The sequence below is a fragment of the Tichowtungia aerotolerans genome (assembly GCF_009905215.1).
In the GTDB taxonomy this organism is placed as follows: Bacteria; Verrucomicrobiota; Kiritimatiellia; order Kiritimatiellales; family Tichowtungiaceae; genus Tichowtungia; species Tichowtungia aerotolerans.
Map to the genome: position 1 here is coordinate 544018 of NZ_CP047593.1, position 20251 is coordinate 564268.

Here is a 20251-nt window from a genome sequence, read left to right on the forward strand (position 1 = left end):
AGAAAAAGCCGCACGATTGAACGCTTATTTTTGCGAATGTTTTGCGCAGGCCGACCTGACCGACCTGCGATAAGGCACAGGGGACCATTCAACCCGGAATCGCAGCACGGAGGTTTGCACGAACCCTGAAAAAACATACAGCAGCAGGGAAGCAACGCTCCCGGAGTAATCTGTCAAACGCTCCTCCACACAGCCGTCAAACCATTCCGCTGTTGCGAACAGCTCTCTAATGATGTCTGCCGGCCGGCATGCCTTTGGAACAGGCCGTGCAGCACAGACTGACCAGATATCCCGCTCCGGCCAGCAAAACAATGACCGGGCCGCTCGGCAGATCGAGCTGATAACTCAAAGCCAGCCCTGCCAGTACACAGACAGCACAGATCGCTGAGGACAACAGCATGACGTGCCATAAGCGGTTCATAAACCGCAGAGCGGTCATCACCGGCAGCGTCAGCAGCGCGATCACCAGCACGATTCCAATCACCTGCATCATCGTGACAATCGTTATCGCCACCATCGAGAGCAGCAGCACAAACCAGAATTCAACCCGAATACCGCGCAACCGCGCAAATTCTTCATCAAAACAGATCATCTGCAGGCGCCTATAGAAAACGACACCGGTCAGAATCACCAGCAGATTGAACACCCCGACCAGCCCGGCATCGGATCGACTGACGAGCAGAATATCGCCGAACAGCACGCTCATCGGCTCAAAATAGCCGGGCGTCTTCGCCAGAAACAGCAGACCGCCGGACATGCCCATCACCATGACGGCGCTGATCACAGAGTCGGCCCGGTGCGAAGCGTACAGGGTGGAAGATCCAATAATCCACGCCGCCGCCAATGCAACCAGAACCGCTCCGGCGACCGGCGAAAAGCTCCATCCGAAAAAATGGTTCAAAAACAGGGTTCCGCCGATTCCCAGCAAAACGGCATGGGAGATTCCGTGCGCGGCATAGCTGACGTGCCGCACCACCGTATAGCTGCCGATGATCCCAAACGAGATACTTCCGAGCAGCCCAATCAGCAGCGGATAAAACAGAATACCGGACGGTACAAACAGTTGATGAATCAGTTCAGTCATTGTGCAGACTCCGGCCGGTGATACAACTGACCAATCAGGTTGAGATCAATTCGGTCCGGTGACAGGACCCGAGCGGTTCGGTCAATAAAAACAACCTGATCGGTTTGCGGGCCGATAAAGGTCAGGTCATGCGAAACAACCACAACAGCAATCGTCTGTTTCAGGCGATACAGCAGCTCGCGCAGCTGCCGCTCAAACGCCGGATCAATACCGGATGCCGGTTCGTCGAGCACCAGCAGTCCCGGTTCACCGACCAGCGCACGGGCAATCAGCACGCGCTGCCGCTGCCCGCCTGAGAGCTCGGAAAAAGACCTGTTTTCCACCCCCTGGAGACCGGCCTGGCTGATTGCCCGGCCCGTGGCATCCGAGAGCGCCGACAGCCGCCGCCCGAACCCGCCCATCCGCACAACATCTTTTACGCGGATCGGGAAATCCGGACGGACTTTCAACTGCTGCGGCACATACCCGATCCGGCTGCAGGCCCGGTGCGGCGGCGCGCCGAAAACGGACAGCGCGCCCTGCTGAAACTCAAGCAGTCCGAGCGCCAGCCGAAGAAACGTGGACTTGCCGCCGCCGTTCGGACCGATGATGCAGGTCAGCGATGCCGGCGGAACCGTCAGCGAAACAGATTCCAGAACCGGCACCTGCGGATGATAGGCAAACGAAACCCCATCTGCCCGCAAGGCCGGGGCCGTATCAATATGTTCGGTTTCACGGCCGGTTCGCATAGGTCTCCTCTAAAGCTGTCGCTGCCTCTTCGATCACGGCAACCGGATCTTCCTGCAACGGATTCAGTGGAACTACGGTTCCGCCGATCCGGTCTGCAATGATTTGCGCCGGCCGCGAACTGAACTGCGGCTGAACAAAGACGACGCGAACCTGTTCTTCCCGCGCCCGGTTCACCAGTCCCAGCAGATCTTTCGGAGACGGCGATTTTCCATCCAGCTCAACCACCCCCTGCTTCAGGCCGTACTCCTGTGAAAAATAGCCGAACACCGGATGGTAGACATAAAACGTGCGCCCCTGCAGCGGGTTCAGCTTCTGTTTCAATTGCGCATCCTTTTCTGTGAGCGTCTGCTGATACGCCGCGCAGTTCTGCCGGTAGATCTCTGCACCTGCCGGGTCGGTCTGTGCCAGCGACCGCTCAACGACATCAGCCATGGCTGACAGATTCGACAGCGAAAGCCAGATGTGCGGATCGGAAGCCGCATCGAGTTCGGCCGCCGCGTTGACAACGCGCAGCCCGGAATTCATTCCGGTCAGTTTCTGCGAAACGGTCTGTTCATACGGCAGTCCGACAACAAAAAACAGATCCGCATCCCGAACCCCGGCAACAGCTTTCGGTGTCGGCGACCACGTGTGCGGATCCTGGCGGTCATCCATCAGGCTGCCCACCTCCACGCGCTCGCCGCCAACCGAGCGAACCACAGAGACGAGCGGCGGGATGCCGCACCATACGTTCAGCTCGGCCGCCTGCGCCGACAGTGAGATTCCAACGATGACTGTAAACAGATTTTTTTTCATGATTAAAAATGTCCGTGGTAACTGAGCATCAGACCGATGCTCTTTTGCTGTTCGCCTTCTTCTTCTGAAAGTTTCCAACCTCCGGAAATGCCGAACCCGCAGGGCCAGACATAGCCGAGTGATCCCTGAATGTGTTCCCCGTCCGGCTCCTCCGTGTGATCCAGAACCGAATAACTGCCCCCGAACTCCCACCCTTGCCAGGACAGCTCCAGACCGGCGGTACTGATCCGCAGATCATCATCGCCATGCGTATGGTTGTTGCGAATGTTTTTAAATTCGCCGACTCCTTTGAGCTGCAGGTTTTCCGTGAGCGTTGCCGTATAGACACCGCCGATCACCCCGCGTTCTTCGTCTGCGTGGTCGGCTTCGGCATCGTATCCGGCATCCTGCCGGGCGTATGCCAATACATAGCTCAACTGATGGAGCGTATCGCCCAGCGCCGCATACAGCGGATCGCCGGACAGCGAAACCGCCCAGGACGAAAAGTCGTGCGTATTGGCAACGCCGCCCTCCTCTTTACGATCCGGTTCGCCGCCGCTGTTAATCACCGTCTGGTTCAATACGGTTGTATCCCGACAGAACCCGGACACTTCCAGTCGATGACTTCCGAATGTTCCGGCATCCGCCGTGTAGGCGGCTCCGGCACCGAGACGACCGAGAATACTGTATTCCTCTTCGATTTCGTATCCGTACCATCCGGGGATATCATGCTGATCCAGACCGACGGTCGGATTGAATTTTCCGCCGAACACCTCCCATGCACCCGGCGCATAAACCAGTTTAAGCTCCTCAAACTTCAGAATGTGATTTTCAAAATACACATCCTTTCCATCCGGAGCGGCCCCGCCGCCGTCATGATCGTGCGAATGCTTCTGTTCCAGTTTCAGCGAGCTGCGAATAAACAAATTGTCAATCGGTGAAAATTCGATGCCCACATGCGCGTGCGTTTTGAGGTCGAAAATCTCCTCGCCTGAGTCATCGGCTTCATACACCTGCTCCCCATAAACCCGCACATCCGTGTACACCGTCACATACGGAGCGTTCTGCTCATGCTGGTGACAATGCTCCTCCGCAAACCCGGTCAAGGTCAGCCCCCCAATCAGCATCAAAAATATCCGTCTGTCCATCGGTCCTTCCCCGTCTTAATTGTTATGTTATAATATAACAGTTAAAACAGAAGTCAAACACTCATGTTAAAAACAGGTGATCAGCGACAGTCCGGGCAGCTGCCCGTCGCTTCAACGCTCAGGTGTTCAATGCGAAAGCCCAGTGACTCCGCCTTATGACCGATCTTTTCTATCAGTTTTTCATCACAGATTTCCGAGACCCGTCCGCATTTAGAACAGACAAAAATCTGGCAGTCGTGTCCGCAGCCCGGATGAGTGCAGGCCGTATAGGCATTCAGGCTTTCAATGCGGTGCAGAAACCCGTGCGACGTCCAGAAATCCAGCGCGCGATATACCACCGGCGGCATCGGCCGGGCCTTATCGGCTGAAATGGTCTGAAGTACATCATACGCTTTCACCGGCGTCCGCTGCCGCACGACTTCGCGAAGCACCACCGCACGGCCGTCGGTAAACCGCAGCCCCTGCTCCATGCAATAGGCTTCCGCCCGTTTCAGAATGGCCTGAACATCCGACTTTTTTCGCATACGGATTTGGTACCACGACCCTGCGCGGTTTACGAATCAAAACGGTTTGCTCAATCAGGAAAGGGCCTGAATGGTTCCGCGGGCAAATTCCTCAAATACGCTGAGCCCCGCCTTGGCGCCCTCCCCCATGGCGATGATAATCTGCTTATAAGGAACCTGAGTCAGATCGCCGGCGGCATAAATTCCGGGCTTCGAGGTCCGGCAGCGATCGTCCACAACAATCTCGCCCCGCTCGTTCAGCTCGACCAGATCCGCAAACGGTGCGCTGTTGGGAACCAGCCCGATCTGCACAAAGATGCCGGCGGCCTGCACCGTTTCCGTTTCACCGGACACGCGGTTTTCAAACTCCATGCCGGAAACTTTATCGCCGTTGTCGAGGACTTTTGATGCCGCGGCATTCAAATGGATCGTCGCATTGTCCAGCGAATAGAGTCTATCGATCAGCACGTTGTCCGCGTTCAGCTGATCCGAAAACTCCACCAATGTGACCTGCGAACAGATACCGGCCAAATCAATTGCAGCCTCCACCCCGGAATTGCCGCCGCCAACCACAACGACCGGTTTATCTTTATAGAACGGACCATCACAATGCGGGCAGAAAGCGACCCCTCGGCCGATATTTTCCTTCTCACCCGGAATGCCGAGCTGGCGCCATTTGGCTCCGGTCGCCAGAATCAGGGCGCCAGTCGTAATGACTTCCCCGCCTTTAATATGCAGTGTCTTGCGGTCGCCGTTTTCAATCCTCTGAACCCGTCGATGCTCTAGAATTTCGATGGGGTATGCGTCAATATGCTTAAACAGATCGGCAGCCAGCTGCGGCCCTTCGGTGTATGGAATTGAAATCATGTTCTCAATTCCCTTGGTTTCATTGACCTGCCCGCCGATTCGTTCGGCAATAATTGCGGTCTTGAGTCCTTTGCGGGCGGTGTAGATGGCCGCCGCCGCGCCGGCCGGTCCTCCACCGATCACCGCCACGTCATACTCTTTCACATCAGCCGACTCTGCTTCCGCGGCACCGTAGTGCGCTTCCAGCTTATCCAGCAAATCCGTCAGATCCGCCTTCCCGGCATGAATCAGTTTGTCGCCGGCAAACACCGCAGGAACCCCCTGAATTTTGCGGGCAGAGATTTCCTCCTGGAAATGGGTCCCCTCCACCATTTCATGATGGAAGTCGGGATGGATCAACGCCATCTGATTCAGTGCCTGAACTACATCCGGACAGTTGACACAGCTCGTTGAAACATAGCTGGTCAGCCGCACCGGCCCCTTCAGCGCTTTAATTCGCTTCTGAATCCCATCGTCCGGCAGCTTGCCTTTGCCGTCGGCATTGAGAATCGCCAGAATCAGTGTTGTAAACTCATGGCCGCCCGGAAGGCCTCGAATGACAATCGGCAGAGGCGTTCCATCCCGTTCGATTGTAAAACGCAGTCCCTCGGCGTTGTTTTCAACAACCTGAATCTGATCTGCGGTTGCAGCCACATCATTCAGCAAAGTAATCAGGTCCGCTTGGGCCGGATGATTTTCGGCTTCAACAACAATATTGTAATCCGATTCCAAAGTCGCAAAAACAGATTTCAGTTGGGTTTGGGTGGCCTGATCAAGCATGGCATTTCTCTGTATTTAAAAAAGGTGCCTCCCGCCCGAGACGGGCGGGAGGGCTTTCAGGAGTGGAGTTGAGGTGAGACTAGATTTTTCCGACGAGATCAAGTCCGGGAGTCAATGTGTCACTGCCGGGATTCCAGTTGGCAGGACAGACCTGATCACCGTGTTCGTAAACAAACTTGGCTGCATTGAGCTTGCGAAGCGCTTCCGCGGCACTGCGGCCGATTCCCAGATCGTGCGTTTCAGCCGTCTTCAAAACGCCGTCGGGATCGATGATGAAGGTACCGCGCAGCGCCACGCCTTCTGTATCGATATAAACTCCGAAGAGACGACTGACTTCACCGCTCGGATCCGCGCCCATCGGGTAATCCACTTTGGCAATCGCTGTCGATGCATCGTGCCATGCTTTGTGAACGAATGCGGTATCCGTACTGACCGAAATCACTTCGGCACCGGCGGCCTGGAATTCAGCATAAAGATCCGCGACTTCTTCAAGTTCAGTCGGACAGACAAAGGTGAAGTCCGCGGGATAGAACACCACAACCACCCATTTGCCTTTGTAATCTGAAAGTTTGAGTTCTGTGATTTCGTTGTTGTGATACGCCGCCATTTTAAATTCGGGCACTTCCTGTCCTACTTTAACCATTTTGATTTCTCCTTTGTATTGGTCCTGGTCTTTTTCGCTTTCGATGGGTCCAAGATGCCGCACTCCTTGCATTTTGTAAAATTTATAGATTTTACTGGATTGATAATTAATTTTTATCAATCATTCCGGCATGAACTTGCGATCCTTTGACTATCTGCTGGCACTGGAAAAGCACGGTGGATTTCATCGCGCAGCGAAAGCATGTCATGTCAGCCAGCCCGCCCTGAGCATTCAGATCCGGAAGGTCGAAGAAGAGCTTGGGATCCAGCTGCTCGAACGCGGACATAAAGAATTCATCTTTACGCCCGCCGGCCTCGAGATCCTCAAACGGGCCCGACTGATTACACAACAGGTGGAGGAAATCGAAAAATTCGCATCCATCTGGCACGACCCGTACTCGGGGCAGATTTCCATTGGAGCCTTCCCTACGCTGGCCCCCTACTACCTGCCCAAGATTATCGACCACTTCGTTGAAGCCTACCCCGACCTGCAGATCAATCTGGTAGAAGAGAAAACACACATCCTGATCGAACGCCTCAAGTCGGGCCGGCTCGACGCAGCGTTTCTGGCACTGCCGGAAGAACATGCAGAACTCGAACACGGCACCGTCTTTTCCGAAAAATTTCTCTTAGGAGTTTCCCCGCACCATCCGCTGGCAAAGCGCAAAACGATCGATGCGGACAAACTGACCAACGAACGTCTTCTGCTTCTCGAAGAAGGCCACTGCCTGCGCGGGCAGGCACTCGACTACTGTTCGACAGCCGGCATCGGAGAAGTACTCAACTTCCGCGCATCCTCCATGGAAACACTGCTGCAGATGATTTCGATGGGGCGCGCCGTCTCCCTCATTCCGGAATGCGTCGCCCGACGCAACCCGCACCTGCACTATCTGAAACTGAAAGGAGACGCGCCCGAGCGAACCATCGCCCTGTTCTGGCGTAAATCCAGTGTCCGGCAGGACCTGATGCACGAGCTGGTCGACGACCTTTCCCGCGAACACAAAAGCCGAATCAGATAAGAACCGCCGGTCGCCACTTGCGCACCGAATTGATCAGGAAGATGGTATCTGCCCGCTTTAAATCCTCAAGGGCCACCAGGCCCTCTTCAATGTCCCCGCGCAGCAGCAGTTCATCGCGAAAGGTTCCGGCCAGAAGGCCGCAGGAAACCGGCGGCGTCACCTTGCGACCGTCGAGTTCTACAACAATATTGGCAATACAACTCTCCGTCACCTCACCGCGTTCGTTATAAAGCAGCACGTCATCGGCCTCCGGGAAATCGTTCTTTGCCTTTTCATAGACCGAGCGGTGCGTCGTCTTGTGATACAGAAACACATTCTGTAAGTCGACCGGAGTCTTCGCGAGAGCCAGCCGAACCTCACCCGCCGCGGGCGGAATTTCCAAGGTCTGGAACTCATGCGAACCATCTTTTCTCAGGAGCAGCCGAATCATCACTGGACGATCAAAAGCCATCTGCTCCAGCTCTCTTTCTATCGCCGGGTCCCATTGAAAATCAAAATATTCCGCAGTGTTCTGCAGCCGCGTCAGATGCCGCTGCAGCAGAAAAACTCCCCCATTTTCCCACAGCATGGTTTCCAAACATTGGAAATCCGGCACCTGCCGGGTCAGAATCGCCGCCTTGGATAAGGCTTCGTCATATTCGGAATCCGGATCCGAGTCCCAGACAATTCCGCCGCCGATTCCGTACTCCGCCGTTCCGGCAGAGCGGTCGATCACCGCCGTGCGGATCGCCACGTTAAACTGTGCCGACCCGTCCGGAGCCACAAAACCAACCGCACCGGTGTACACCCCGCGAGGGCTCTTTTCCAAAGCCTGGATAATCTCCATGGTCCTGGCTTTGGGCGCACCGGTGATCGAAGCGCACGGAAATAGATTTTTCCAGACATTGGAAATCCGGGCCCGAGTCTCGCCGCTGACCGTCGAGGTCATCTGCCAAACGGTCGGATATTTCTCCACATCGAACCGGCTTTCGGTGTGAACAGAACCGGGCACAGCAATACGGCCGATATCATTGCGGATCATATCGACAATCATAATGTTTTCGGCGCGATCCTTGTCCGCCTCCTGCAAATCATGCGCAGCGGCACGGTCCTGCTCCACCGTCAGCCCGCGCGAACGGGTTCCTTTCATCGGCCGGGCGCGGATCATTCCGGAATGCAGTTCAAAAAAAAGCTCCGGCGAAGCGGAACAGATCGTAAAGTCATCCGCTTCAATATACGCCCCGAAACCACCCTGCTGCGCGGCGGCCAGATCGCAGAAGAAGGCAAACGGATCTCCGTCAAACGCTGCGTTCAGCCGAAAGGTATAGTTCACCTGGTAGCTGTCGCCCGCCGCAATGTGCTCTTTGATTCTTGCAATCGCATCGACATATTCATCGCGCGTCACCGACGGGGACCACGTCCCGAGCTGATAGGTTCCGTCCGACTCCGGGGCGTGGATCTTCTGTACGGTTTCATACAGGCCGAAACACATCAACGGCAGCTCGCCCGGCGCATGAGTCCGGTGCGCCTCGTCCAGGACACCTGCGGCCTCATACGTCACAAACCCGGCAGCCCAGCAACGGCTCTTTTCAATTTTTTCCAAGCATTGGAACACTTCATCCCGCGTGCGGGCCCTCAGGATCTCAACCGGCTCACGAAAGGCCAACCAGTCGTTTCCGCGCTGGATGATGAGCTGCATAAACTCAGCGGGTTCCAAACAGTCGATCGCCGGCGTCCCCGAGGCCGGGCAGGATGTAGGCGTCGTCATTGAGCCCTTCATCGAGCGCAGCCGCATAAATTTCGACGTCGGGATGCGCCGCGGCGAATGCCTCAACCCCTTCGGGCGCGGCGACAAGACACATAAAGCGTATGTTTTCGGCGCCGTTTTCCTTGAGCAGGTTGGCCGACTCGATGGCGGAGCCGCCGGTGGCCAGCATGGGATCGACCATGATAAAGAATTTATCGGAGGCTTGCGGCATGGGCTTGAAATAGTAGGTCACCGGATCATGGGTGTCGTGATCGCGATAGAGACCGATATGGCACACTGCGCAGTTTGGAATGAGATTCAGCACCCCGTCGACCAGCCCCAGTCCGGCACGCAGCAACGGAACGAGAACCACATTCCCGCTGTCAATGACATGGCAGGTGGTTTTCTGAAGCGGCGTATCGACCTGTACGGCGCGCAGAGGCAGAGAGCGGGTGATTTCGTAAGCCAGCAGCGTAGCGACTTCGTCAACAAGCTCCTTGAACACCTTTTTGGGAGTGGTTTTCTCGCGAATATAGGTCAGTTTGTGCCGAATGAGAGGGTGGTTCGATACGGTCAGTGTCGGAAATCGTTTCATGGCTGTCTCGCTGTTAGTCGTTATCCGGATCGTCCGAAAGGATGATGTGAAGAATCAGGTTGGCAACCATGCCGACCAGAGCCGCAAGACCGATTCCTTCAACAACCATGCCGCCAATGGTCAGTTTGACGCCGCCCAAACCGCAGACAAGAATCAGAGCGACAATGATGAGGTTACGACTGCGGTTAAAATTCAACTGGGCATTGGAAATGGTGCGGATTCCGATCGAAGCAATCATTCCAAAAAGGATAAAGCTGACGCCGCCCATCACGGCAACCGGAATGGAACGGAGAAACGCGCCGACCGGACTAAAAATGCCCAGCAGAATGGCAAAGACGGCTGCGATGCGAATGATGCCCGGATTATAGTTTCCGGTGACCGCCAGCACGCCGGTATTTTCGGAATAGGTGGTGTTCGGCGGACCGCCGAAGCATGCAGAGCACATGGTTGCAAGTCCGTCACCCAGCAGCGTGCGGTGCAGGCCGGGTTTCTCAAAAAAGTCCTTTCCGACCACCGCTCCGTTGGTCGTGATATCGCCGACATGTTCCATGACAGAAACGATGGCAATCGGCATGATGGCAAGAATCGCGCCCAGCTGGAATTCCGGGAAGGTGAAGTTTTCTGAACCAATGAAAAGGCTGCCGGCGGTTTGCATCGAGGAATAGTCAACCCGACCGAGTACAGCAGCAACCGTGTAGCCGACAAAGATGCCGATCAGAATCGGCACCAGCTTGAAGAAGCCTTTCATAAAGCAGGAAACCGCTATGATGGTGAAAATGGAAATCAGAGAAAGCAACCAGTCGCTCGATGCCATGCTGACGCCGATCGGCGCCAGCGAGAGACCGATCACCATAATGACCGGGCCGGTCACCACGGCAGGAAACAGACGTTTAATCACTTTGACCCCGCACAGTCTTACGACCACGGAGAGCAGGATATAAACCAAACCGGCACAAATGACTCCACCCAGCGCCTGAGGCAGGCCGCTCCCGTCGTCTCCGGCCACCGCCTTGATCGCACCGATAAATGCAAAACTGGACCCCAGAAAGACCGGCACCATTCCGCCGGTGACGCCATGAAAAATAAAGGTTCCGACGCCGGCCGCAAGCAGCGCCACGCTGGGATCCATTCCTGTCAAAGCCGGCATTAGAACCGTTGCTCCGAACATCGCAAACACATGCTGGATCCCCAGCACCACCTTTTTCGGCCACATCATTTCGCCCATGTACAACTCCTGATTAAATAATAGTCGCCCAATATACAAACTCCAGCCCCCCCGGAAAAGTCCGCAGTTTCATTCAAATGAGCTCTGAAATTCCATCGCTTTTCAGTGGTGGCAGCCCGAACCGTTCGGTAGGTTATCGAATTCGTTAAACACCAGAGAACTGCATCATGAACCTTGAATCTTATATTCGAAGCACACCGGATTTCCCTAAGCCTGGAATTATTTTTCGGGATTTCACGCCGATGCTGGCCAACGGACCGGCATTCCAGGAAATGATTGACCGTCTGAAGGCCCGGCACCAGGACACTCCAATTGATGTCGTGGTCGGGATTGAGGCCCGCGGCTTCATTCTGGCCGCCGCGCTGGCCTATGCGCTCGGAGCCGGAACCGTGCTGGTTCGCAAAGAAGGGAAACTGCCGCACGCCACACACCGCCAGGAATACCTGCTCGAATACGGATCCAATGTTCTGGAAATCCAGCAGGATGCTTTTCAGGACGGACAGCGCATCCTGATTATTGACGACGTGCTGGCCACCGGCGGCACGGTTGCGGCCACCGTGGAGATTATCCGGGCTCACTTTGATGTGGAGATCCGGGAAATCGACTTTCTGATGGAACTCGACGACCTGAAAGGCCGGGAAAAACTGGCCGACCTGCCGGTGCATTCAGTTCTGCATTACTAAAAAAAGCCGGCGCAGGGTCTGCGCCGGCTTTTAACGTCAACGGAAGCCCGGTCCGTTAGAAGTGGTATTTCACAATACCGCTGAAGGTATTCTGATCGGTGTCCAGACCGAACGAACCGTCGCGGACGCCGTATTTGTTTTTCCAGTAGTCATACTCAATACCGGCATAGAGTTTATTTGCGTCCAGCCCGACCAGCGTGCCGACATCCAATTTCAGCTGCGGACAGATGTGGAGGTTGCGGGTCGCATCGTCAATCACCCAGTCAATGAATCCGTCAAACACAACAGTGGTATCGGCAACCGGAATGGTCATTTTCCAGACCGGGGTGATCTGATAGGACTCCGGCGCTTCGGCATGATCGTTGTAGCGGCGGTACACGTTGAGCTGGAAGAAGTCGAATCCCGGAATGTCGAGATCAACACCGGCACCGACCAGCACGTTTTCGTCGCTGTTTTCACCGAACTCATAGCATCCGGCCACCAGCCAGTCTTTGATAAACAGAACGGACAGATCCTGGCCGAGGATTTTGCTGAGGCTCAGGCGCGGAGCAACTTCGCCGTAGAATGTGGCCCGGTTGCGCTCGCTGTCGCGTTCTCCGTTGAAATAAATACCGTCCACAAAGATGAATAGATCCCCGTAAGCCCAGCCGCTCACGTGTTCGAACGTGATGGTCTGCTGCGTTTCCGGATCCAGTTTAAAATTCTCTCCGTACAAATACGTCAGGCTGTTGTCCTGCCATTGCAGGAAATCTCCGGCCATTCCAACACCTGCCAGCACAACGATCAGTCCGGCCAATACCTTTTTCTTCATTTACTTCTCCTTAGGGGGTTCAGGTTGATTCATTCAGTCACGGAAGATCCCTCGTCGACCGGACCGGTATAAATGCCGACATACGGGACGTTGCGGTATTTCTGCGCATAGTCCAAACCGTAGCCGCACACAAATTCATCGGGAATATCCATCCCGCAAAAGTCGATCGGCACCTCGACCTGCCGGCGCGAGGGCTTGTTCAGCAGCGTGCAGATCTTCAGCGAGGCAGGATCGCGGTTCTGCAGCATGCGGATGACTTTGCTGAACGTATTGCCGGTGTCGATGATGTCTTCGACCAGCAGCACATCGCATCCGGTGATAGTCTCATCGAGGTCCATCACCACTTTCACATCGCCGGAGCTCACGGTGCCGTCTCCGTAGCTCGAAACCGTCATGAAATCCGTCGTCATCGGAAGCTGGATCTGCCGCACCAGATCCGCCATAAACAGAAACGATCCGCGCAGAAGCCCGATCACCACCAGCTCGTTTTCGGAGTCCTTATAGGTTTCCGTAATCTCACGTCCCAGCCGGACCACGATGTCCTTCAGCTGCTCTTCCGAAAGAAGTGTTTTCCCGAGTCCTTTTTCCAGCACAGAAGCACCTTCCTCTCGTTTAATCAATGAATGGCCGAAACCGCGAGGTTCACAGCAGAAAGCAGGCCGACCACCCACATAACCACAGAAATTTTACGAATTCCGCCGCTCAGAATTCCGATCAGAAGATATGAGAGAAACCCAATCGTCAATCCTGTTGAGATGCTGAAGGTCAGCGGCATCAGGATCATCGTCAAAAACGCCGGCACAGCATCCTTCATATCTGAAAAATTGATTTCCTTGATGTTGCGGAACATAAACACACCCACAATCACCAGCGCCGGAGCCGTTGCAAAACCAGGAACCACACCGATCAGCGGTGCAAAAAACAGGGCCGCCAGAAACAAAATCCCGGTCACCACCGAAGACAGCCCCGTGCGAGCCCCATCCGCAATTCCGGAAGCGGACTCAATGTATGTGGTGGTTGTGCTCGTTCCGAGCAGTGACCCGGCAACAGTCGCTACCGCGTCCGCCTCAAGCACCCGGTCAATCTTTTTGATCGTTCCGTCCGGCTCCACATGCCCGGCTTCATACGAACAGGCGACAATCGTTCCGATCGAGTCGAACAGGTCCACAAACATGAACGAGAAAATGGCACCGACCAGCCCCCACTTCAGCGCGCCGAGAATATCCAGCTTGAATGCAATGGGCTCCAGACTTGGCGGCACAGACACGGCGGTTTCCGGAAGAGACACCTCGCCGAAAAGAGCACCGACCACCGTAGCAGCCGCGATTCCGATCAGAATTGATCCCTTCACCTTGCGAAGCTCCAGAATGGTAATCAGCAGCAGAGCCGCCAACCCAATCAGCACCGGCCGGTTCAGCGCCCCGATCGATACGAGCGTTGCCGGATTATCCACAATCAGGCCCATATTTTTCAGCCCGATAAAGGTAATAAACAGCCCGATCCCAGCCGCCGTGGCAATTCGCAGGCTCAGCGGAATGGCATTCACCACCTTTTCCCGGATTCCCGCCACGGTTAAGATAAAAAAGGCAACCCCGGACACAAAAACCACACCCAGCGCCGTCTGCCAGCTGAGGCCCTGCCCCATCACCAGCGTGTACGTGAAAAATGCATTCAGCCCCATGCCCGGAGCCATCGCAAACGGCACATTGGCCCAAAGTCCAACCAGCAGTGTACCCAGAGCCGCGGCCAGACAGGTCGCCGTAATCAGCGCCGGCTTATCCATCCCCGTCTCACTCAGAATCAGCGGATTCACAAAAATAATGTAAGCCATCGTCAGAAACGTGGTTAACCCACCGATGACTTCGGTTTTAACATCACTGCCGTTCTCACTCAGCTTAAACAGATTCTTCACACGCACCTCCGGTTACAGCCCAAACACACAGCAGGCATCCTAACAGACAGCCTGTCCAGTAAACCGGAAAATAAATCACAGCCGCCCCGAATCATCAATAATTTCTCGACGAATTCTGCGGCAGCGAAACGACGGATTTCCAGACATTGTAACACGATGAATTCAGGTGAAATATAACTCAATCATTCACCTTTGTGACTCTGCATCGGCCTGAAGCGGCCGGAACAGATCGTTCAGATCATTCTCGTTCCATTTAGCAAGTGCATCTTTCTGATCGCCGAGCAGGCCGTCGATCAGGTCCTTTTTTCGCTCCTGCATGTCTAGAATCGTTTCTTCAACCGTGCCGGAGGCGATCATTTTATAGACGAAGACCGGCTTGTCCTGCCCGATTCGGTAGGCGCGGTCCGTCGCCTGGCTCTCCGCCGCCGGATTCCACCACGGATCAAAATGAATGACCGTATCGGCCGCCGTCAGGTTCAGCCCCGTTCCCCCGGCCTTCAGGCTGATCAGGAACACCGGAACCTCTTCCGCCTGAAAACGGGCGACCGGCGTTTTGCGGTCCTGCGTCTGCCCGGTAATTTGCACAAAGTTGATGTTTTGCTCATTCAGCATTTCTTCGATCAGTTTCAGCATACTCGTGAACTGAGAAAAAATCAGAATGCGCCGCCCTTCCGGAATCATTTCCGAAAGCATTTCCCGTAATGCATTCAGCTTGGCGGAATGCATCAGTTCCTGTGCGGCTTCCAGCTTCAGCAATTGCGGATGACAGCACACCTGCCGCATTTTCAGCAACGCATCGAGCACAATGATGTGCGAGCGCGCCAATCCTTTTTCTTTCACGGCATCGCGCACGCGTTCTTCCATGCCCGCACGTACCGTTTCGTAGAGTTCTTTCTGCTCCAGCGTCAGCTCAATGTGCTGGATCATCTCGGTTTTGGGCGGCAGTTCTTTCACCACCTCGTCCTTGGTGCGCCGCAACACAAACGGCGCGATGCGCCGGGCCAACACCTGCCGGACGACCGCACGCCCCTCTTTTTCAATCGGCGTGCGAAACACCTTCCGAAACACCCCGTGCGTTCCGAGCAACCCCGGCAGCACAAACGAAAACAGCGACCACAGCTCATCAAGGTTGTTTTCGAGCGGCGTTCCGGTCAGAGCAATGCGCTGATGCGCATCGAACAGGCGTACAATTCGCGCGGCGATTGTTTTGTGGTTCCGAATAAACTGCGCCTCGTCGAGAATCAGCAAATGGAAACGATGCTTCAAGAGCTCCTCGCCGTCACGCACGAGCAGCGGATACGATGTTACAATCAGGTCGTACTCCGAAAAATCTTCAAAATGATCCGCCCGGTCCGAGCCGTGCGACACATGCACATTGAGCGACGGCGCAAACTTTTTCGCCTCCGCCTCCCAGTTATAGAGCACGCTCGTCGGTGCAATAATCAGACACGGCGCATCCATGCGGCCGGACTCCTTTTCAGCCAGAATATGTGCCAGTGCCTGCACGGTTTTCCCCAGCCCCATATCGTCGGCCAGTACGGCACCGAACCCGCAGTCACGCAGCAGCTGCAACCAGTTCAGCCCCAACTGCTGATAGTCGCGTAGATCGGCCTGAAGCGCCTTCGGTTTCCGAACATTGGAAGGATTGGTTACCCGCGTAAGCCGTTCGGCTTTTTCCTGCAGCAGTTCAGGGAGAGTTGCCGAAAAATTTTCCAGGGTTTGGAAACGCGCCAGCTCCATCGCACGAATCCACGGAATTTCGAGCGTCTCCGCGTTTTCTTTGACGGCTTTGCGGTCAAAGAGCTCCAGCAGCGACGCCGTCAGCATTTCCAAACGATCTTCCGGAATCGGAATTCTGCGGCCGTCGTCCAGTGAAAGATAGTTCGAGGGGTTTCCGCCGCGCAGATGGTCGAGCAGGAACGGCAGGATATTGATCCGGCGGTCCGACAGCTCAAACCCGACCGACAGCTCAAACTGCCCGCCGGTGGTTTCATTCAGATCCACATACCAGCGTTCCGGCGACTGCACCGAAATCCCGAAGGATTTGTCCATTTGGATCAGCCAGCCCTTTTCTTCAAGCTTTGGAACCGTTTGATCCAGAAAATCCAGCCATTCCTTTTCGGACCCGCAGGTTTTCCAGTCGGCACGAGCGTCTTCCCGGTCGATCCAGAAATACACTTTACTCAGCTTCTTCATCGAAAGCTGTTCAAGCGAGTCGAAAAGTGACTGTTCGGCCTTCAGATCACGCCGGATATTCCCGTCGTCCGACGCCAGCATTTTCTTTTTATGATCCGGGGCAATACAGATCCCGTCATACTCAAACTCGATCTGAATACAATGGACCGGATCTTCCGATCCGCAGAAAAAATGATTGCGTTTAAAACGGCGCGGCGGCAGCGACAAAAATGAAAGCACCCCGATCGGGGTGCCCTGCTTTTCAACCTGAGCTTCGAGAAAAAAATCCAGTTCCATCACGATCAACCAACACCATTGCCGCGCCTTTTATACCGCATAATAAATGCCTGATATGCCGTGATCGTTCCTGCGAGCTCTGCGGATTTCAGAGGCCCGCGCCCCACCCAATCGAGACCTTCATATTTTTCAATACACTTGAGCTCGGCTTCAACAGCGGCAAGATCGAAACCATCCTGCGCAGACAACAGCTCCAGCCGCGCCAAAGTCTCCTGAAACGCATCGTCTTCAATCTGCTGTTCATCAATCATGGCCACCCCTGATTGGCAGCGCCTTTACACTCCGTAAAGCGTCTCCTTAAAGGGATTCACAAGTGCATCAACATCCACATTCACCGCACCGGCGACTTTCAGCTTCTTCTCTTCAGTCACGGTTCCGATTTTCGCAACCGGCAGTCCAGCAAAGAGCGCTTCGAGTTCAGCGGCCTTTTCCGGAGCAACAGTCACCACAAAACGACTGTTCGACTCAGAGAACAATGCCGTTGCGGCATCCTCAGAAACGCCGGACAGATCGACCTCTGCGCCGACCTGACCGCCGATTGTGGCCAGCGCCAGAGACACAGCCAGTCCACCCTTTGACGGAGTCGTCGCCGACTTGAGCAGTTCTGCATCAGTCGCCTTATTCATGGCGGAGTAGATTTTCAGCGCTTTCTCTCCGTCAACCGCCGGAACAGTTCCGCCGTAATTCATCGGCACGCCCTGTTCTTCGGCCAGCTTGCGGTAATAAGCCGAAGCCCCGAGCTCGTCTTTGGTTTCTCCGATCACGTAGATCACATCACCGGCATCTTTGAACGGCATGGTGACCGCTTTTTTGACGTCGTCGATCTGGCCGATTGAGGAGATGAGCAGCGTCGGCGGAATGGAAATCTTCTTGCCGCCGCGGGTCGAGTCGTTCTTGCAGGAATCCTTCCCGGAAACGGCAGGTGTTTTGTAAAGCGTGGTGTAGTCGTAGAGCGCTTTGTTGGAACGAACGAGCTGCGCCATTTTGTAGGCGCCGTCCGGCGTCTTTTCGGATTCAACCGGGTCCGGCCAGCAGAAGTTGTCGAGAATCGCAATGCGTTCCAGCGAACCGCCAACGGCAATCACGCGGCGAACCGCTTCGTCGATCACGGAAGCCGTCATATCGTAGGTGTCGATGTCCGAGAACCACGGATTGATTCCTTCAGCCAGAACCGCGCCGCGGTCGTTATCGTACTCAACACGCATGACGGTGGCGTCGGACGGCACGTCGGAATTCACGCCGACAAACGGCTTCACAACGCTAAGGCCTTTGACCTCACCGTCGTAGATGCGGCTTTTGTATTCGCGCGAACAGATATTCAGGTCGCCCATCAGTTTGGTGAGCGTTTCGGAATAGTCCTCTTTCTCTTCAACCGTCGGAGCCGGAATGCTCGGCTTTTTCCAGACGCCGGGCATCACCAGAGTCGGGCAGCCGGTTTCGTAGAGGAAATCCATGTCGAGGCTGGCAATGACTTTTCCATCCTGTTTGACGGTGAAATAGCCGGAATCGTTGTATTTGCCCATAAAGGACACTTCAACATCGCGTTTTTTAGCGAGCGCTTCAAATGCCTCGCGGCATTCGGGCTGTACGGCGAGCGTCATGCGTTCCTGCGCTTCGGACACGAGAACTTCCCACGGCTGCAGGCCTTCGTATTTAAGCGGCGCGCCGGCGAGGTCGCATTCGCATCCGCCGGAGTATTTACCCATTTCACCGAATGAGCAGGAAATGCCGCCGGCACCGTTATCGGTGATGCAGCGGAACAGTCCGAGATCGCGCGCCTCGAGCAGGAACTCGTAGAGTTTGCGCTGCGTCAGCGGGTCCCCGATCTGCACCGCCTGCGCGGGCGATTCGGTACGCAGCTCTTCGGAGGAGAAGGTTGCGCCGTGAATTCCGTCCTTACCGATACGACCGCCGCACATGACAGTCCAGTCGCCGACTTCAATCTCTTTGCGCTCGGACGGACGTCCGGTCACGTTCACCGGAAGCGTGCCCATGGTCCCGCAATAAACGAGCGGCTTGCCGAGATAGCGTTCATCGAAGCACTCGAAGCCGCGGCTGTACGGAATCCCGGACTGGTTGCCGCCATCGATCACCCCTTCGTGAACGCCGTCGCGAATGCGGCGCGGATGCATCAGGCCTTCCGGCACTTTTTTATCGTAGAACGGCGAACCGAGGCAGTAGCCCCAGACGTTGGAAACCAGAGCCGCGCCCATACCGGTACCGAGCGGGTCGCGGTTTACGCCGACAATTCCGGTCATCGATCCGCCGTACGGATCGAGTGCGGACGGAGAGTTGTGGGTTTCCACTTTATAGACCAGATGAAGGTCTTCGTTGAATTTCACCACGCCGGCGTTGTCCGTGAACACCGAAACCAGCCAGTCAATCGACTCCTCCACTTTCTTGGTGGATGCTTTAACATAGGTTTTATAGAGGGAATTAATCACTTCCTCTTCACCGGTCTCTTCATCCTTATAGTTGACCGTTCCGGCAAAAATTTTGTGCGAGCAGTGTTCCGACCAGGTCTGGGCGATGCATTCGAGCTCTACATCCGTCGGCCATTCCGGCAGGTCGAGTTCTGCACGGTGCGCTTTCACGTCGTCGCGCAGGTAGTGGTTGCGGATCGTGCGCATTTCTTCGAGGGACAGCGACAGAATCCCGTCAGAGGAAATCTTCATCAGCGCCGCATCGTCATCGGGCAGCTCAATCACATTGACCTTGATTTCAGGGTGATCATCAAAAACCGGCGCAGTCAGGTCCGGCTCAGAAGCCAGCCACTCCTCTTTGGAAAAGACCTGTATAGTCTGAATCAGCGTATTGGCCAGCAGGTCTTTGCCGAGATGCTCCACATCTTCGCGGGACAGGCTGCCGGAGAGGAAATACTGAATCGAAGTGTACACCTGTTCTTCCCATTTGAGATCGCGACCGACAATATCGCGCAGCGCACCGCGGGCTGTACGACCCACGTTATCGGTTACGCCCGGCTTAAACCCGACTTCGAGCATCCAGTCAAACGATTCCGGGGCCGGAAGGCGGCGGATGGCAGATTCGGCGACGACCGGGTCGGCAAAAGCGGTCTGCACTTCGGCGGCCTTGGCCTCGTCAATATTGGCGACCACCTTGTAGACGTCGCGCGTCCGGCACACATCAATCGTCATTCCGAGCGCACCCTGCGCCTGCCCGATCACTCCGCGCCCGCGCGCATCCGGAACGCCCTGTTTCAACCCGATTTCAATTCTGTAAAGCATTGGAAAATCCCCTTTTTGATCACGAATCGCCCGAATCTACACGAATGGGTGAAGATG

The 20251-nt window shown here is 55.4% G+C and carries 18 protein-coding genes; 2 read left to right on the forward strand and 16 right to left on the reverse strand.

Going from position 1 to position 20251, the window contains the following annotated elements:
• Positions 1 to 226 precede the first annotated feature (226 nt).
• From GT409_RS02345 to GT409_RS02375, 7 genes are all read right to left on the reverse strand, one after another.
• Complete coding sequence (locus GT409_RS02345; RefSeq protein WP_160626569.1) at positions 227 to 1084, reverse strand: metal ABC transporter permease; 858 nt, start codon at positions 1082 to 1084, stop codon at positions 227 to 229.
• The gene (locus tag GT409_RS02350) at positions 1081 to 1812 is read right to left on the reverse strand and encodes a metal ABC transporter ATP-binding protein (RefSeq protein WP_160626571.1); all 732 of its coding nucleotides are present in this window, start codon (positions 1810 to 1812) and stop codon (positions 1081 to 1083) included. The genes GT409_RS02345 and GT409_RS02350 overlap by 4 nt, the downstream gene beginning before the upstream one ends.
• The gene (locus GT409_RS02355; RefSeq protein ID WP_160626572.1) at positions 1796 to 2608 is read right to left on the reverse strand and encodes a metal ABC transporter solute-binding protein, Zn/Mn family; all 813 of its coding nucleotides are present in this window, start codon (positions 2606 to 2608) and stop codon (positions 1796 to 1798) included. The genes GT409_RS02350 and GT409_RS02355 overlap by 17 nt, the downstream gene beginning before the upstream one ends.
• A gap of 2 nt (positions 2609 to 2610) precedes the next feature.
• The gene (locus tag GT409_RS02360) at positions 2611 to 3735 is read right to left on the reverse strand and encodes a hypothetical protein (protein WP_160626574.1); all 1125 of its coding nucleotides are present in this window, start codon (positions 3733 to 3735) and stop codon (positions 2611 to 2613) included.
• 80 nt (positions 3736 to 3815) lie between these two features.
• Positions 3816 to 4259, reverse strand: coding sequence for a transcriptional repressor (locus GT409_RS02365; protein ID WP_160626576.1), 444 nt, complete (start codon positions 4257 to 4259; stop codon positions 3816 to 3818).
• Between the two features lie 54 nt (positions 4260 to 4313).
• Positions 4314 to 5864: an alkyl hydroperoxide reductase subunit F gene (gene ahpF / locus GT409_RS02370; protein WP_160626578.1), complete on the reverse strand. Its 1551-nt coding sequence runs from the start codon at positions 5862 to 5864 to the stop codon at positions 4314 to 4316.
• Positions 5865 to 5943: 79 nt separating this feature from the next.
• On the reverse strand, positions 5944 to 6507 hold the full coding sequence (locus tag GT409_RS02375) for a peroxiredoxin (RefSeq protein WP_160626580.1): 564 nt from the start codon (positions 6505 to 6507) through the stop codon (positions 5944 to 5946).
• 130 nt (positions 6508 to 6637) lie between these two features.
• On the opposite strand from GT409_RS02375, the gene GT409_RS02380 reads away from it, so the two are divergent.
• The gene (locus GT409_RS02380) at positions 6638 to 7525 is read left to right on the forward strand and encodes a LysR substrate-binding domain-containing protein (RefSeq protein WP_160626582.1); all 888 of its coding nucleotides are present in this window, start codon (positions 6638 to 6640) and stop codon (positions 7523 to 7525) included.
• On the opposite strand, the gene pabB is transcribed toward GT409_RS02380, so the two are convergent.
• The 3 genes from pabB to GT409_RS02395 are packed head-to-tail and all read right to left on the reverse strand — an operon-like array spanning position 7518 to position 11059.
• Positions 7518 to 9272, reverse strand: coding sequence for an aminodeoxychorismate synthase component I (gene pabB / locus GT409_RS02385; RefSeq protein WP_160626584.1), 1755 nt, complete (start codon positions 9270 to 9272; stop codon positions 7518 to 7520). The genes GT409_RS02380 and pabB overlap by 8 nt on opposite strands.
• A complete protein-coding gene (gene upp, locus GT409_RS02390) occupies positions 9208 to 9846 on the reverse strand; it encodes a uracil phosphoribosyltransferase (RefSeq protein WP_160626586.1) in 639 nt (212 codons plus the stop codon). Before upp ends, pabB begins: the two co-directional genes overlap by 65 nt.
• Before the next feature lie 13 nt (positions 9847 to 9859).
• Positions 9860 to 11059, reverse strand: coding sequence for a uracil-xanthine permease family protein (locus GT409_RS02395; RefSeq protein ID WP_160630031.1), 1200 nt, complete (start codon positions 11057 to 11059; stop codon positions 9860 to 9862).
• A gap of 179 nt (positions 11060 to 11238) precedes the next feature.
• Here GT409_RS02395 and GT409_RS02400 point away from each other — a divergent pair, with 179 nt between their 5' ends.
• Positions 11239 to 11754 carry an adenine phosphoribosyltransferase gene (locus GT409_RS02400; protein ID WP_160626588.1) on the forward strand — a complete coding sequence of 172 codons (516 nt, stop codon included), beginning with the start codon at positions 11239 to 11241 and terminating at the stop codon, positions 11752 to 11754.
• Between the two features lie 55 nt (positions 11755 to 11809).
• On the opposite strand, the gene GT409_RS02405 is transcribed toward GT409_RS02400, so the two are convergent.
• The 6 genes from GT409_RS02405 to GT409_RS02430 all read right to left on the reverse strand — a co-directional run bounded on the left by GT409_RS02405 (position 11810) and on the right by GT409_RS02430 (position 20194).
• On the reverse strand, positions 11810 to 12565 hold the full coding sequence (locus GT409_RS02405) for an outer membrane protein OmpK (RefSeq protein WP_160626590.1): 756 nt from the start codon (positions 12563 to 12565) through the stop codon (positions 11810 to 11812).
• 29 nt (positions 12566 to 12594) lie between these two features.
• Positions 12595 to 13155 (reverse strand): hypoxanthine phosphoribosyltransferase, encoded by a 561-nt coding sequence (gene hpt, locus GT409_RS02410; RefSeq protein ID WP_233231641.1) that lies wholly within the window; start codon positions 13153 to 13155, stop codon positions 12595 to 12597.
• A gap of 26 nt (positions 13156 to 13181) precedes the next feature.
• Positions 13182 to 14477 carry an NCS2 family permease gene (locus tag GT409_RS02415; RefSeq protein WP_160626594.1) on the reverse strand — a complete coding sequence of 432 codons (1296 nt, stop codon included), beginning with the start codon at positions 14475 to 14477 and terminating at the stop codon, positions 13182 to 13184.
• Between the two features lie 186 nt (positions 14478 to 14663).
• Positions 14664 to 16949 carry a DEAD/DEAH box helicase gene (locus GT409_RS02420; protein WP_233231589.1) on the reverse strand — a complete coding sequence of 762 codons (2286 nt, stop codon included), beginning with the start codon at positions 16947 to 16949 and terminating at the stop codon, positions 14664 to 14666.
• A gap of 5 nt (positions 16950 to 16954) precedes the next feature.
• Positions 16955 to 17200 (reverse strand): hypothetical protein, encoded by a 246-nt coding sequence (locus GT409_RS02425; protein WP_160626596.1) that lies wholly within the window; start codon positions 17198 to 17200, stop codon positions 16955 to 16957.
• A 24-nt stretch (positions 17201 to 17224) separates the two neighbouring features.
• On the reverse strand, positions 17225 to 20194 hold the full coding sequence (locus tag GT409_RS02430) for an AIR synthase-related protein (RefSeq protein WP_160626598.1): 2970 nt from the start codon (positions 20192 to 20194) through the stop codon (positions 17225 to 17227).
• Positions 20195 to 20251 lie beyond the last annotated feature (57 nt).